This is a genomic window from Arcobacter defluvii, assembly GCF_013201725.1.
Taxonomy (GTDB): domain Bacteria; phylum Campylobacterota; class Campylobacteria; order Campylobacterales; family Arcobacteraceae; genus Aliarcobacter; species Aliarcobacter defluvii.
The window spans coordinates 2,855,288-2,869,826 of record NZ_CP053835.1 but is presented as its reverse complement, the minus strand read 5'-3'; the positions used below and the strand labels follow the sequence as shown (position 1 = coordinate 2,869,826).

The following is a 14,539-nucleotide window of genomic DNA, read 5'->3' as shown; positions in this document are numbered from 1 at the left end:
TTAGTTATGGAACTAAAAAAGTTTAAAAATAGAAATATTAGTGAAGATTATATTGTAGTTCAAGAGGATAATTACCCTAAAACTAACTGGGATATGTTCAAACAAGTTTTATCTCGTTCAATCAAAGGTGAATTATTTGTTGGAATGAGAATTACTTTTGGAATAATGTATAGAGCATTATTTAAAGGTGAAATGGCAACTGTTCAATATCCAAAAGAAAAACTTCCAATTGGTCCAAGATATAGAGCCGTACATAAACTTCTTAGATTATTAGAATCAGGAGAAGAGAGATGTATTGGTTGTGGACTTTGTGAAAAAATTTGTATTTCAAATTGTATTAGAATGGAAACAAGAATTGATGAAAATTCTAGAAAAGAAGTTATGCAATATACAATTAATATGGGAAGATGTATTTTCTGTGGATACTGTGCTGAGGTTTGCCCAGAACTAGCAATTGTTCATGGTGGAAGATATGAAAATTCAAGTGAGCAAAGAGCACATTTTTCACTTAAAGAAGATATTTTAACTTCTGCAAATGGTTTAGGAACGCAACTTGAATTTGATGGTTATGGTTCAGTATCTCCTGATGCAGATAAAAAAATCAAAAAAACACCATTATCATACTAAGGAGATTGAATGTTTGAAATTATAGCTTTTATAATATTTTCTATTTTAACTATTGGTATGTTTAGTATAGTAGTTTTAACTAATAATTCACTTTATGCTTTAAGTGCATTAGCCTCTGGGATGATTTTTATTTCAGGATTTTTCTTTTTGTTAAATGCTGATTTTTTAGGTGCAGTTCAAATTGTAGTTTATACAGGTGCTGTTATGTCTTTATATGCTTTTGGAATGATGTTTTTTGATTCTTTATCTGAAGTTAAAGAAAAAATTAATAATCCAAGGTTAGTATTTTTACTTTCTGGAGTGATAGCTTTAATAGTTGTAGTTGTTTTAATTGCTCCAATTATTGGAAAAAATATTAAAGCAGAATTTCCTGTTCATCCTGAATATGGGAATACAGTAGATGTAGGTCTTGTATTATTTACAAAATATTTACTTCCTTTTGAACTTGCTGCACTTATGCTTCTAGTTGCAATGGTAGGTGGAATTGTATTGGCAGGAAAAAAAATGAATGAATCATATTCAGAAATGAAAGAAGAAGAGATAGATGAAAAAATCAGACTTGAAGAATCATCTACAAAGGATGTTAAATGACACTTAATGCTTATTTGATACTTTCAACAGTTTTATTTTCAATTGGTTTAATTGGAGTTATTCGAAGAAAGAATGTATTAATGCTTTTTTTCTCAACAGAAATTATGCTAAACGCTGTAAATGTTGGACTTGCAGCAATTTCTAAATTTCATGGAGATTTAACAGGGCAAATGTTTGCATTTTTTATTATTGCTGTTGCTGCAAGTGAAGTTGCAATTGGTTTGGGACTTTTAATTCTTTGGTACAAAAGAACAGGTTCTATCAATTTAGATGATATTGCAGGAATGAAGGGATAAGAATGGAAAAATTTATATATATTGCACTTTTTGCCCCTTTAGTTGGTTCTTTAATAGCTGCGTTGTTTTCAACTCAGTCTAAAATGGTATTCACAGGTTGGTTTACTTCATTTATGTTAGCTGTTTCGATGTATGCTTCTTTAAATCTGTTATATTATGTTTATACAGAAGATATATCTTTACATATAGTTTTATTTGATTGGATAGTAATAGGAAATTTAGATATTCCTTTTGGGTTTGTGGTTGATCATGTAAGTGTAGTAATGATGAGTGTTGTTACTGTTGTTTCAACAATGGTACACATTCATTCAATTGGATATATGGAACACGATAAAGGTTTTAATAGATATTTTTCATATTTATCAGCTTTTGTTTTTTCAATGTTAGTTTTAGTAATGAGTGATAATTTTGCTGTTTTATTTATTGGTTGGGAAGGAGTTGGAGTTTGTTCTTGGTTACTAATTGGATTTTGGTACCACAAAGAATCTGCAACTTGGGCAGCAAATGAAGCTTTTATTATGAATAGAATAGGAGACTTAGGATTATTACTTGGAATGTTTTTAATTTATTGGAATATTGGAAGTTTACAATATGATATTGTATTTGCACAATTTTCAACACTTGAAACTTCAACACTTATTTGGATTGGCGCTTTACTATTCTTAGGAGCTATGGGGAAATCTGCACAGTTTCCTTTACATACTTGGCTTGCAGATGCAATGGAAGGACCAACACCAGTTTCAGCACTTATTCATGCTGCAACAATGGTAACTGCCGGAGTTTATTTAGTAGTTCGTTCAAATGAATTGTATTCTTTAATTCCTGAGGTTGGTTATGCAATTGCTTGTTTAGGAGCATTTGTTGCAATATTTGCAGCTTCAATGGCTTTAGTAAATAATGATATGAAAAGAATTATTGCATATTCAACACTATCTCAATTAGGATATATGTTTGTTGCAGCTGGTCTTGGAGCTTATTGGATAGCATTATTTCACTTAGCAACACATGCTTTCTTTAAATCAGTATTATTTCTTGGAGCTGGAAATGTTATGCATGCAATGCATGATGAATTAGATATTAGAAAAATGGGTGGACTTCATAAAGAGATGAAGGCCACTTCATATATTATGATTATTGCTTCTTTAGCACTTGCAGGTATTTTCCCCCTTGCAGGATTCTTTTCAAAAGATAAAATTTTAGAAGCTGCATTTTATTCTGATGCGACAGTTTTATGGGCAATATTATGGATAACAGCTGGACTTACGGCGTTTTATTCATTTAGACTTGTAATGAAAATCTTTTTTGGAAAAGCAAATTATAGTGAAGAGTTACATCCTCATGAAGCAAAAAGTTTTGTAATTGCTGCAATGATACCTCTTGCAATTTTAGCTGTTATAGCTGGTTGGTTTGAACATTCATTTGTAGAATTTGTTACAAAAATATTACCAACTTGGGAAACAACGAACTTAGAACACTCAACAGCTTGGAAATTGATTTTAGTTACAAGTGCAATTGCAATTTTTGGTATAGCTGTTGCAGTATTTAAATATAAAAGAGATGGATTTAGTAAATCTTGGGAAGATACGTTTATTTATAAATTATTAAGTAATCAATACTATATCCCAAAAATATATGAAGTTTGTATTACAAAACCATATTATGCAATATCAGTTTGGGTATGGAAAGTAATTGAAATTAAATTTATTGATGCATCAATTGATGGTTTAGCACATTTCGTTAATAAAATGGGAGTTAGATTTAGACCAATTCAATCGGGAAATCTATCATCATCATTAAGACTAATGACTTTTGGACTAATCTTAGGATTAGTATTTGCTTTAGTCTTATCGGTACTTTAAGGAAGGTAATGTAAATGGAAAATATTTTATCTATGTTGATATTTTTTCCTGCAGCTGCAGCAGTTGTTGGATTTTTAATTCACAAAGATTCAATGAGACAATTTGGGGTTGTGGTTACAGTAGTTGAGTTTGTATTGTCACTACTTCTATGGTATTACTTTGATTCAAATGTTGCGGGTATGCAATTTGTTCAGAGTTTGCCTTTAATAAGTTCTTATGGTATCAATTATACAGTGGGTGTTGATGGAGTTTCATTGTTTTTAATCGTTATGATTACGTTTATGACAATGGTAGCTTTAATTGGTTTAACAGAAAAAAAAGATGTGAAAAATCTAATCATAACTATGTTATTTTTAGAAATGACAATGGTTGGAGTTTTTGTATCTTTAGATGTAATTATGTTTTATATTTTCTGGGAATTAACACTTATTCCAATGTTTTATGTTATTGGTTTTTGGGGAGCAGAAAAAAGATTTTATGCGGCAATTAAATTCTTTTTATATACATTCATAGGTTCACTTGTGATGTTAGTTGGTATGCTTTATTTTGGGTATGTATATCATGAAACAACAGGAGTTTGGAGCTTTAGTTTAATGGATTGGAATAGTGTAGTATTGCCATTTGATTTACAACTTTGGTTATTTATAGCTTTCTTCTTTGGATTTGCAGTAAAAGTTCCAATGTTTCCTTTTCATACTTGGTTACCATTAGCTCATGGACAAGCACCAACAATTGGTTCAATAATGCTTGCAGCTGTATTATTAAAAATGGAAACTTATGGATTTATTAGATTCTCTTTACCATTATTCCCTGATGCAAGTGTATATTTTGTTGGATTTATGGCAACTTTAGGATTAATTGCAATTATTTATACAGCGATGTTAGCTTATGCTCAAGAAGATATGAAGCAGATGATAGCATATTCATCAATTTCACATATGGGAGTTATTACTCTTGGAGTATTTGCTTTAAATGTCGAAGGTATTTCAGGTGCTGTTTATTTAATGATTGGTCATGGTATTGTTTCAGGAGCTCTATTTATGAGTGTTGGAGTTTTATATGATAGAAGACATACTAAAATGATAAAAGAGTTTGGTGGATTAGCCCATAATATGCCAGTTTTTGCAACTGTTTATGCAATTGTATTAATGGCATCTATTGGATTACCTTTAACTATTGGATTTATTGGTGAATTTTTATCTTTACTAGGGTTCTTTAAATTCTCTCCTATCTTAACATTTATAGGCGCATTGACAATTATTTTAAGTGCAGTATATATGCTAGCTATGTATAAAAGAACATTTTTTGGAAAATTAGTAAAACCTGAAAATAAAGTATTAAAAGATATTTTTGGTAGAGAATTAGTAGCACTTGGTTTATTGGTAGTTTTAATTATATCATTAGGAATCTATCCAAAATTAATTTTAGACCCATTAAATACATCTGTTTCACAACTTACAAAAGTAATGGAAATAAAAGCAGTTAATGAAGATACAAAAGAAAAATTAAGAGCTTTAAACTCTATTGGGGAGGTTAAATAATGCTTGAACCTATTAAAATAAGTTTAGAATCTCTAAACCTAGGAACAATAGCACCAATGTCAATAGCAATTATTGGTGCGTTAGGTATTTTATTAACTGATGTATTTAATAAAAATAAACACAAATCTTTATATGTAATTTTAGTTGTGTTATTTTTAATTTTTGATTTATTTACTCTTTTAGCTTTTAATGGTGATGAAAGAGGAATGTTTGATGTTATGTTATTAGATGGGATATCAGTTCTATCTCAATGTATAATAATTTGTGGTTCAATATTATTTGTTTTATTAGGATTATCAAAATTAAGATTCCAAGAATTTAGATATGCTGAATATTTTGCTTTATATTTATTAGTTGTTGCTGGATTCCAATTTATGGTAAGTTCCGATTCATTAATATTGATTTTTGTAGGTCTTGAAACTTCTTCTTTAGCTTTATATACAATGATAGCAATGCATAATAGAATGGTTTCTATTGAAGCTGCTGTAAAATACTTTACAATGGGAGCTTTAGCAGCTGCATTTTTCGTATTTGGGTCAATGATTTTTTATGCAACAACAGGAACTTTAGAATTAGCACAAATGGCACAAGTATTATCTCAAGAAGGATATTTAAGTACATTAAATTATTCTAACTATGTATTGATTTTAGTTGGATTTGTATTTATGTTTGCTGCACTTGGATTTAAGTTGTCTTTATTTCCTTATCATATTTGGGTTCCAGATGTTTATCAAGGATCAACATCAGCAATGGCAGGATTTTTATCTGTAATTCCTAAAATGGCAGGATTTGTTGTAGCACTAAGATTTTTTGAAATGTTCATTCATTTACAAGATCCAATTATTCAAACTTTACTTTATGTGACTGTAGTTTTAACAATGACAATTCCAAATTTAATTGCTTTACAACAAAAAGATATAAAAAGAATGCTAGCTTATTCATCAATATCAAATGCAGGTATGGCAATGGCTGCAATAGTTATAGGTACACATCAAGCAACAGTTGCATTATTTTTGTATTGGATTTTATTCACAATAACAAATTTTGGTGCTTTTGGAATGTTATGGTTAAATAGAGGGAAAGAGTATGCAGATTATAACTCTCCTTATACATTTAAAAAATTCTCAGGATTAGTTCAGATTTCACCATTTACAGCATCAATTTTAGGAATGTTCTTTTTCGCACTAACTGGTCTTCCTCCTTTTGCTCTGTTCTGGGGAAAAATGTATCTTATTGGAAGTGCTGTAAATGCAGGACATATCGCTTTAGCTATTATTATTGTTTTAAACTCAGTTATAGCAGCATACTATTATTTAAGACCAGTTTCTTATATGTTCTTAAGAAATCCAGAAGAGGGAATGAATACTAAATTTATGCAAAATGCTTCAACTCCTATGAAATCAGTTGTTGGTTTTGTTGTGTTTTTGACAATCATTTCAATTTTATTAATAGAACCTTTATTAAATATAATAGAATTATACGTATCTAATTCAGGATTTTAATCTCAAATAATTCTAGTCATTTTGAAAAATGATTAGAATTATTGTAAACTTCATTTATGAAAAAAATCTTATTTCTATTTTTACTCATTCATACATTTTGTTTTTCTAACTCTTTAGGATTAACAAATGTAGATTTAATTATTCTGAAAAAAATTAAATCTCTAACTGATAATACAATGATGAAATATACTTTAATGGCTATTGCAATTAAAGAATCTTCAATTGGAAAAAAACAAATCAATGATTTTAGTAATGATTATGGGCTTTTTCAGTCCAATATAAAAAGTGTAATGAAAAGACAAAGAGTAGAAGATAATTATTATAATAGAAAATATTTTGCTAATAAACTTTTAAAAGATGTGGCTTTTTCAACTGCAAATGCAATAGTTGAAATTGATTATTGGAGAAAAGTACATAAAGAAAATTGGGTTAGAGTTTGGGCAAGTTATAACGCAGGTTGGAGATATTCAAGTACAACGGGAGTTCTTTATGCTGATTCAATATTTGATATTATAAAAAAACTAAGGTTTGAATATAACTTATAACTTTAAACCATAACTTGTTAAAATCCTCTAGCAAAAATAAAGGAATGAATTTGAAAAATATTAGTGTAGGACATTCACCTGATGCAGATGATATATTTATGTATTATGCAATTAAATTTGGTTGGGTGACTCCAGATGATGCAAAATTTGAAAATATAGCTTTAGATATTGAAACATTAAATCAAGCTTGTTTAAAAGGGGTATATGATATTTGTGCAATCTCTTTTGCTTTATATCCTTTTGTTAAAGATGACTATGCACTTTTAAAAACAGCAGTATCTTTTGGTGAAGGTTATGGACCAAAACTTATAAAGAAAAAAGAAACTGTTTTAAAGAAAAATTTTAAAGTAGCTCTTAGTGGAGAATTTACAACAAATGCACTTTTATTTAGAATTGCTTATCCTAATGCAAGAATTATATATATGAATTTTTTAGATATTGAAAAAGCAGTTCTTGAGGGAACAGTAGATGCAGGTGTATTAATTCATGAATCAATATTAACTTATGATGAAAAATTAGAAGTTGAACGTGAAATGTGGGATGTTTGGTTGGAATTAAGTGGTGGAGGATTACCTTTACCACTTGGAGGAATGTGCTTACGTCGTTCAATTCCTCTTCATAGTGCGATTAATTATGAGAATACACTTATAAAAGCTGTTGAAGTTGCTAATAAAAATAGAAAAGTTTTAGCACCAATGCTTTTAGAAAAGGGATTAATTAGAGTTGATGCACCAACATTAGATAAATATTTAGATTTATATGCAAACGATAACTCAGTTAAAATGAGTGAAATTCAATATAAAGCATTAGATAAATTATTTGAACTTGGATATAAACATGGCTTTTATCAAAATTTGATAAAAGCAGAAGATTTTTTAATTCCAAGTGAATATGAAGAATTAAGAGCAAAATAATTTATGCAAAATAGTATTAGAACAATTGATTTTAAAAGATATTCTTCAATTAATATAGGTCCAACACTGGATGTATTAGTAATAAATGAAATAGGTGATTATAGTGATTATCAAATAATTGGACGAGCTAATAATTTACTTATTTCACCTAATACGAATAAAAAATTTGCTATTTTAGGTGAAGAGTTTGATTATATAAGACAAGAAGGGAATTTATTATATGTAGGATGTGCTACAACCTCAGGAAAACTTTTAACTTACACAAAAAAACATGATATAGGAAATTTAGAATTTTTAGCAAAATTACCAGGAAATTTAGGTGGTTTAGTAAAAATGAATGCAGGATTAAAATCTTGGGAAGTTTTTAATTATATTAATAGTATAAAAACAAAAGATGGCTATATAAAAAAAGAGAATGTATCTTTTTCATATAGACATACAAAAATAGATACTGTTGTTTATGAAGTTGTATTTAATATAGAGTATGGATTCTCAAAAGAGCGATTGAAAGAGTTTACAAAAATGAGAGATAATCAACCTCATATTGCAAGTGCAGGAAGTTGTTTTAAAAATCCAAAAGGTGAGTTTGCTGGAAGATTAATAGAAGCTGTTGGTTTAAAAGGAATGAAAAAAGGTGATATGAGCTTTTCTGAACAACATGCAAATTTTTTAGTAAATTATGATAAAGGAACATTTGAAGATGCAGTTTATTTAATAAAACTTGCAAAAGAAAAAATAAAAAAAGAGTTTGATATAGATATAGAAGAAGAGATAATTATTTATAAGTAATATTAATTAATTTATGTTAGAATGCAAACTCCAAAAAAATGTAAGGTACTTTTAGTGAAGAATTTAGTAATAGTGGAGTCCCCAGCAAAAGCAAAAACAATATCGAAATTTCTAGGTAGTGACTATACCGTAATGGCTTCAATGGGGCATGTAAGAGATTTACCAAAGTCTAGTTTAGGGTTTGACCCAAGTGATAATTTTAAACCAAAATATATGGTTACTGCAGATAAAAAAAAAGTTATAAGTGATTTGAAAAAACACATTTCTAAAGATACCACAATTTACCTAGCAGCCGATGAAGATAGAGAGGGAGAGGCCATTGCATGGCATTTGATTCCTGCACTTAAAATAGAAAAAAATCCTATAAAAAGAATTGTTTTTCATGAAATTACAAAAGATGCAATTTTAAAAGCATTGGAAAATCCAAGAGATGTTGATCAACATTTAGTTGATGCTCAACAAGCAAGACGTATTTTAGATAGAGCAGTTGGTTATGAACTTTCTCCTTTATTATGGAAAAAAGTTAGATATGGATTAAGTGCTGGACGTGTTCAAAGTGTTGCTGTTAGAATTATAGTTGATAGAGAAAATGAAATAAGAGCATTTGTTCCTGAAGAATATTGGAAAGTAAAAGCTGATTTTATAAATCCCGAATTAAAAGCTGAACTTGCAAAAATTTCTGCAAAAACAGCAAAAGTTGATAATGAAGAACAAGCCTTAAATATAGAATCTTCACTTAATCAAGGAATTTATAAATTAGCAAGTATTGAAGAAAAAGAGAGTATAAGAAATCCTGCAGCTCCTTTTACAACATCTACACTCCAACAAGAAGCAAGTAGAAAACTTGGTCTTTCAGTAAAACAAACAATGGTTATTGCACAACAACTTTATGAAGGAAATGTAGGAAATATTCCAAATCATACAGGTGGTTTAATCACATATATGAGAACAGACTCTTTAAATCTTTCAACAGTTGCAACAAGTGCAGCTAAAGCTGTAATTGAAGAAGAGTATGGAAAAGAGTATTCATTAAGTAAACCAAGAGTTTATAAATCAACTGCTAAAGGTGCACAAGAAGCGCATGAAGCGATTCGTCCAGTTAATCTTGCATTAAAACCAAGTATGATTAAAGAGTTTGTTGAACCAGCTCAATATAAATTGTATAGTTTAATTTGGAAAAGAACCCTTGCTACTCAAATGGCACAAGCAAAAATTGCAAATACAACGTATAAAATCGAAGCTGGACGTGATAAAGAGTTTGAATTTCAATCTAAAGGGCAAAGAATCATTTTTGCTGGATTTATGAAAGCTTATACAGAAGGTAGTGATAATCCAGAAGCTGCACTTGATAGTACTGAAAAAATCTTGCCAAATATCAAAGTTGGAACAGTTTTAGAGTTAGAAAAATTAGAAAGTGAACAAAATTTTACAAAACCACCTGCTCGTTATACAGAAGCTTCTTTAGTTAAAAAACTAGAGAGTGAAGGAATAGGAAGACCATCAACTTATGCACCAACAATTTCAACTATTCAAGCAAGAGAGTATGTAACAAAAACTGAAGATAAAAAGTTAATTCCTACTCAAACAGGTGAAATTGTAAATAGCTTTTTAGTTGATCATTTTTCAGATATTGTAGATTTAGGTTTTACAGCTAAAATTGAAGAAGAGTTTGATGAAATAGCTCTTGGAAAGATTGCTTGGGAACAAGTAATGAAAGATTTTTATGGAAATTTTAAAAAAACAATTGATGAAAAAGAAGAGAGTGTTCACAAAGAAGATTATTTACAATCTAGAGAAATAGGAATAGATCCAAAATCAGGGAAACCAGTAAGTGCTAGAGTTGGGAGATTTGGACCATTTATTCAAATTGGAACAAAAGATGATGAAGAAAAACCAAAATTTGTTGCAATTCCTGATAATTTGAATATGGATACAATTACATTAGATGAAGCACTGTTTTTATTTACACTTCCAAGAGTTGTAGGACTTGATAATAGTGGAGATGAAATTAAAGCAAATATTGGAAGATTTGGTCCATATTTACAAGTTAAAACAAAATTTTATTCATTGAAAACTGATGATCCTTATACAGTTGATTTAAATAGAGCTTTAGAAATTATCAAAGAAACAGATGAAGCAAAAGAAAAATCTACTATTAAAACTTTTGATAAAGAAAAAATTCAAATCCTAATTGGTCAATATGGTCCATATATAAAACAAGGAAGAAAAAATTTCAAAATACCAAAAAGTGTTGAAGCAAAAGATTTAACTTTAGAGCAATGTCTTGAAATAATTGCAAAAGATTCTAAAACAAAAACAAGTTCGACAAAAAAAGCAACTACAGAAAAAAAAGAGACAAAAAAGAAAACAACTACAGCAAAAAAAACTACTAAAAAGAGTGCTGACAAATAGTTATGAAAATAGGCATTTTGTCCGATAGTCACTTAAAAAGTGACTATACAAAAGAGGTGATAGATTTTTTCAAAAATGAAAATTGTGAATATTTAATTCATGCAGGTGATTTATGTATTGAAAAAAATCTTGAACTTTTAGAAAATTCTGGGCTTAAATATATAGCAGTTTTTGGAAATAATGATAGAAATTTGTTCTCTCTTGCTTCAAAATATAATATTAAATCAGAACCATATTATTTTAAAATAAAAGATATAAAGTTTAAACTTATGCACCTTCCTTATCATTTAACACCTGATTGTGATGTGGTGATTTTTGGACACACTCACATCTTTGAATCAGATTATAAAAATAAAACACTTTTTATAAATCCTGGAGAAGTGTGTGCAAGAGAAAAACCTTTAATAGAGTGCGTACAACTAGGGATTAATGAAAATGAGTATATAATCACACGTTGTTTTAAAAAGATTAATGAAAAAAATTTTAAAAAAGAAGAGATAATTTATGAAAAATAATGACGAAATTTTTTTATGCGCCATTTGTAATATTGAAAGTGGAACATGTAATGAAGACTGTAAATTCTGTACACAAAGTGTAAAATATAAAGCAGATATTCAAAGATATAAACAAAAAGAGATTGCTCAAATTGTCGAAGAAGCAAAAAGAGCAAGAGCAAATAATGCAAATGGATTTTGTTTAGTAACAGCTGGAAAAGGACTAACTCCAAAAAGATTAGAGTATGTATGTGAAGCAGCACGTGCAATTAAAAAAGAGAATTTAGGTTTAATTTTAATTGCATGTAATGGTATTGCAACAGTTGAAGACCTTCAAACTTTAAAAGATGCAGGAGTTGATGCATATAATCACAACTTAGAAACAGCTAGAGATTTTTATGATGAGATTTGTACAACTCATCCTTGGGATGATAGATATCAAACTTGTTTAAATGTAAAAGAAGTTGGGTTAAGACTTGTATGTGGTGGAATTTTTGGAATGGGAGAGACTCAAGAGCAAAGAATTTCAATGCTGGAGTCAATTGCATCATTAGAGCCTATGAATGTTCCTTTAAACTTTTTCCATCCAAATGAGGCTTTACCAATTGTAAAAAATACAATTACAAGAGAAGAAGCTTTTGAACTTATAGCACTTGCTAGAAAGATGATTCCAAATGCAATGAAAATAATGGTTGCTGGTGGACGTGAAGTAATGTTTGGTGATGAGCAGTATAAAATCTTTGAAAAAGGTGCTAATGCATTTGTTATTGGTGATTATTTAACAACTGCTGGAAAAACTCCTGCTGATGATATTGCTGAGCTTGAAAAACATGGTTATAAAATAAAAAGAGAAAGAGATTAATAAGGTAAACGAATGAGTGAAGAAATATTAATAATTATCTCAATATCTTTAATAATATTTACTTCACCATTAGTATCGAAATTATTAAAACTACCTACAATTCCAGTAGAAATTATGTTAGGTGCAATAGCTGCATATTTTGCATTTATTGTTGATCATCCAATTTTTCATTTAGTTGCTGAATTGGGTTTTTTATATCTAATGTTTTTAGCTGGAATAGAAATAGATTTAAAAAAACTTTTATCTATTTCACCAACAATGCTAAAAAAATCACTTTTATATAATGTTATATTATTCTCAAGTTCAATTTTAATAACTCTATATTTTGATTTGGGAAAAATTTTTATTGTAATTTTACCTTTGATTTCAATTGGAGTACTAGCTGCTCTTAAAAAAGAGTATGGAGATACAGACTGGATTCGAATAGCATTTATTGTTGGATTAATAGGTGAAATTGTTTCTATTTTTGCATTAACAACTGTATCTGCTGTTTTAGAATATGGAATTGGATTTGATTTTTATAAAATTATGGCTTTATTTGTTTTATTTTTAATAGCAATGATAATTGTGTACAAACTTTTTCACAATCTTATTTGGTGGTTTCCTGAAATAAAGAATTATTTAATGCCAGAAAAAGATCATCAGGAACAAGATATAAGAATTTCAATGGCTATATTCTTTTTAATGATAACTGTAATGATGTATCTACATTTAGAGATTGCTTTTGGTGCATTTATTGCAGGAATTTTTATTACAACATTCTTTGAAGAACATAATAAACAATTACCTCATAAGTTAGAACATTTTGGTTTTGGTTGGTTAGTTCCAATTTTCTTTATTTCTGTTGGTGCTTCTCTTGAAATAGATGCATTATTAAATTGGGATTTGATTATAAAAGCATTATTAATTACAGTTGCAATGATTGCTATTAGATTATTAGCTTCTTTATTATTTGTAAAAGAGATGGGGTGGAATAAATTTTTTATGCTTGGGCTATCTCATTCAATGCCATTAACACTTTTAATTGCAGTTACAACTATTGCATACAATAATCACTCTATTACACAAGAATTTTATTATGCTTTAATATTAGCAGCTATATTAGAAGTATTAATTGTAATGGTTATAATTAGGATAATTACTTCTCTAATTAAGTTTAGAGATAGTAATTAAATCATCTTTATATGATACATTGTAATTAGAAGGTTTATCAATCAATTCAAGTGCAACTCTGAAATATCCTTCTGATTTGTGATTTCCTACAGTAATTCTTTTAAAGTTTTTTGAATCTAAATCATCTTTTTTTGTATTGAAGTTTACTTTTGCTTTATAATCAATAATTAGTTTATTTTCTTTTATAATTGAGAATTTTTTAGAAACTTTGTAATCTGTATGAATAATTAGTTTATTATCACTAAATTCAATTTTTAGGAACGGTAAAAGGGTTTTAGCAACTAAAGTATCATCATCAGTTATGTCAGGTCTAGGTTTTACATAAACAATTTGTTCTGGTTCTGCAGGTTTAGTATTTGCAAGTTCTTTTTTTACAATTTCTTTTGTTTTTTGTTCAGTTTGTTTTTTTGTTTTTTGAAGTAATGAATCCACTTCTTGTTTAGAATAAGTTTTTTGTACAGGTTTATTTTCTTTTATAGTTGGAACAATTTTATTTACAGCATCATTAACTTTATTTTTATTTACATCTGACATTTTTTGTTGCATTTCTCTTATATATTGAGCTTCTTGCATATCTTCAGGTGTAACTGGATTTTCATTCATTTCAATCATCTTCCCAGTTTCTTCTTCAAAAGTATTCATCATTTCAAATGGATTTTCTCTTGCATTTAAACCTATTGCTAAAATGACAGTTAATGTAAATAAAGATAAAGTTTTCATTCTTCTGGCTCCAAATTTTTAAGTTCAAAATACTCTTTTTGTAAATAAGCATTTTCTCTTTGTAATCTTAATATTTCACTTTCTAGATACTCTTTTTTATATTTTAGTGAATTATAAACTTGCAAAGAGTTATCTCCAAAAAGAATTATAACTGCATTATAAGATAAAAAGATAGTAGCAATCAAAGATATGATTACTACTAACATAAATTTCT

The 14,539-nt window shown here is 28.6% G+C and carries 15 protein-coding genes; 13 read left to right on the top strand and 2 right to left on the bottom strand.

Going from position 1 to position 14,539, the window contains the following annotated elements; all coding sequences use genetic code 11:
• Positions 1-6 precede the first annotated feature (6 nt).
• From nuoI to ADFLV_RS14300, 13 genes are read left to right on the top strand one after another with little or no spacing between them, the layout of a single operon-like run.
• The gene (gene nuoI, locus ADFLV_RS14360; protein WP_129011895.1) at positions 7-627 is read left to right on the top strand and encodes an NADH-quinone oxidoreductase subunit NuoI; all 621 of its coding nucleotides are present in this window, start codon (positions 7-9) and stop codon (positions 625-627) included.
• 9 nt (positions 628-636) lie between these two features.
• On the top strand, positions 637-1,218 hold the full coding sequence (locus tag ADFLV_RS14355) for an NADH-quinone oxidoreductase subunit J (protein WP_014475407.1): 582 nt from the start codon (positions 637-639) through the stop codon (positions 1,216-1,218).
• Positions 1,215-1,514 carry an NADH-quinone oxidoreductase subunit NuoK gene (gene nuoK, locus ADFLV_RS14350; RefSeq protein WP_129011896.1) on the top strand — a complete coding sequence of 100 codons (300 nt, stop codon included), beginning with the start codon at positions 1,215-1,217 and terminating at the stop codon, positions 1,512-1,514. Before ADFLV_RS14355 ends, nuoK begins: the two co-directional genes overlap by 4 nt.
• Before the next feature lie 2 nt (positions 1,515-1,516).
• Positions 1,517-3,373 (top strand): NADH-quinone oxidoreductase subunit L, encoded by a 1,857-nt coding sequence (nuoL, locus tag ADFLV_RS14345; RefSeq protein ID WP_129011897.1) that lies wholly within the window; start codon positions 1,517-1,519, stop codon positions 3,371-3,373.
• A gap of 14 nt (positions 3,374-3,387) precedes the next feature.
• The gene (locus ADFLV_RS14340; RefSeq protein ID WP_014475404.1) at positions 3,388-4,914 is read left to right on the top strand and encodes an NADH-quinone oxidoreductase subunit M; all 1,527 of its coding nucleotides are present in this window, start codon (positions 3,388-3,390) and stop codon (positions 4,912-4,914) included.
• Positions 4,914-6,416, top strand: a complete 1,503-nt coding sequence (gene nuoN / locus ADFLV_RS14335; protein WP_014475403.1) for an NADH-quinone oxidoreductase subunit NuoN — start codon at positions 4,914-4,916, stop codon at positions 6,414-6,416. The genes ADFLV_RS14340 and nuoN overlap by 1 nt, the downstream gene beginning before the upstream one ends.
• 56 nt (positions 6,417-6,472) lie before the next feature.
• On the top strand, positions 6,473-6,961 hold the full coding sequence (locus ADFLV_RS14330) for a transglycosylase SLT domain-containing protein (RefSeq protein ID WP_014475402.1): 489 nt from the start codon (positions 6,473-6,475) through the stop codon (positions 6,959-6,961).
• 50 nt (positions 6,962-7,011) lie between these two features.
• Positions 7,012-7,875 carry a menaquinone biosynthesis family protein gene (locus tag ADFLV_RS14325; protein ID WP_014475401.1) on the top strand — a complete coding sequence of 288 codons (864 nt, stop codon included), beginning with the start codon at positions 7,012-7,014 and terminating at the stop codon, positions 7,873-7,875.
• 3 nt (positions 7,876-7,878) lie between these two features.
• Complete coding sequence (locus ADFLV_RS14320; RefSeq protein ID WP_014475400.1) at positions 7,879-8,664, top strand: UDP-N-acetylmuramate dehydrogenase; 786 nt, start codon at positions 7,879-7,881, stop codon at positions 8,662-8,664.
• A 54-nt stretch (positions 8,665-8,718) separates the two neighbouring features.
• Positions 8,719-11,076 (top strand): type I DNA topoisomerase, encoded by a 2,358-nt coding sequence (gene topA, locus ADFLV_RS14315; RefSeq protein ID WP_129011898.1) that lies wholly within the window; start codon positions 8,719-8,721, stop codon positions 11,074-11,076.
• Between the two features lie 2 nt (positions 11,077-11,078).
• A complete protein-coding gene (locus ADFLV_RS14310; protein ID WP_129011899.1) occupies positions 11,079-11,591 on the top strand; it encodes a YfcE family phosphodiesterase in 513 nt (170 codons plus the stop codon).
• The gene (locus ADFLV_RS14305) at positions 11,581-12,432 is read left to right on the top strand and encodes a biotin synthase (protein ID WP_129011900.1); all 852 of its coding nucleotides are present in this window, start codon (positions 11,581-11,583) and stop codon (positions 12,430-12,432) included. Before ADFLV_RS14310 ends, ADFLV_RS14305 begins: the two co-directional genes overlap by 11 nt.
• Positions 12,433-12,444: 12 nt before the next feature.
• Positions 12,445-13,605, top strand: coding sequence for a cation:proton antiporter (locus tag ADFLV_RS14300; RefSeq protein WP_129011901.1), 1,161 nt, complete (start codon positions 12,445-12,447; stop codon positions 13,603-13,605).
• Here the strand turns inward: ADFLV_RS14300 and ADFLV_RS14295 are convergent.
• Both ADFLV_RS14295 and ADFLV_RS14290 read right to left on the bottom strand, forming a co-directional pair.
• Positions 13,579-14,325: an AMIN domain-containing protein gene (locus ADFLV_RS14295; RefSeq protein WP_014475395.1), complete on the bottom strand. Its 747-nt coding sequence runs from the start codon at positions 14,323-14,325 to the stop codon at positions 13,579-13,581. The two genes, ADFLV_RS14300 and ADFLV_RS14295, sit on opposite strands and share 27 nt — an antisense overlap.
• Positions 14,322-14,531, bottom strand: coding sequence for a hypothetical protein (locus tag ADFLV_RS14290; protein ID WP_014475394.1), 210 nt, complete (start codon positions 14,529-14,531; stop codon positions 14,322-14,324). The genes ADFLV_RS14295 and ADFLV_RS14290 overlap by 4 nt, the downstream gene beginning before the upstream one ends.
• Positions 14,532-14,539 lie beyond the last annotated feature (8 nt).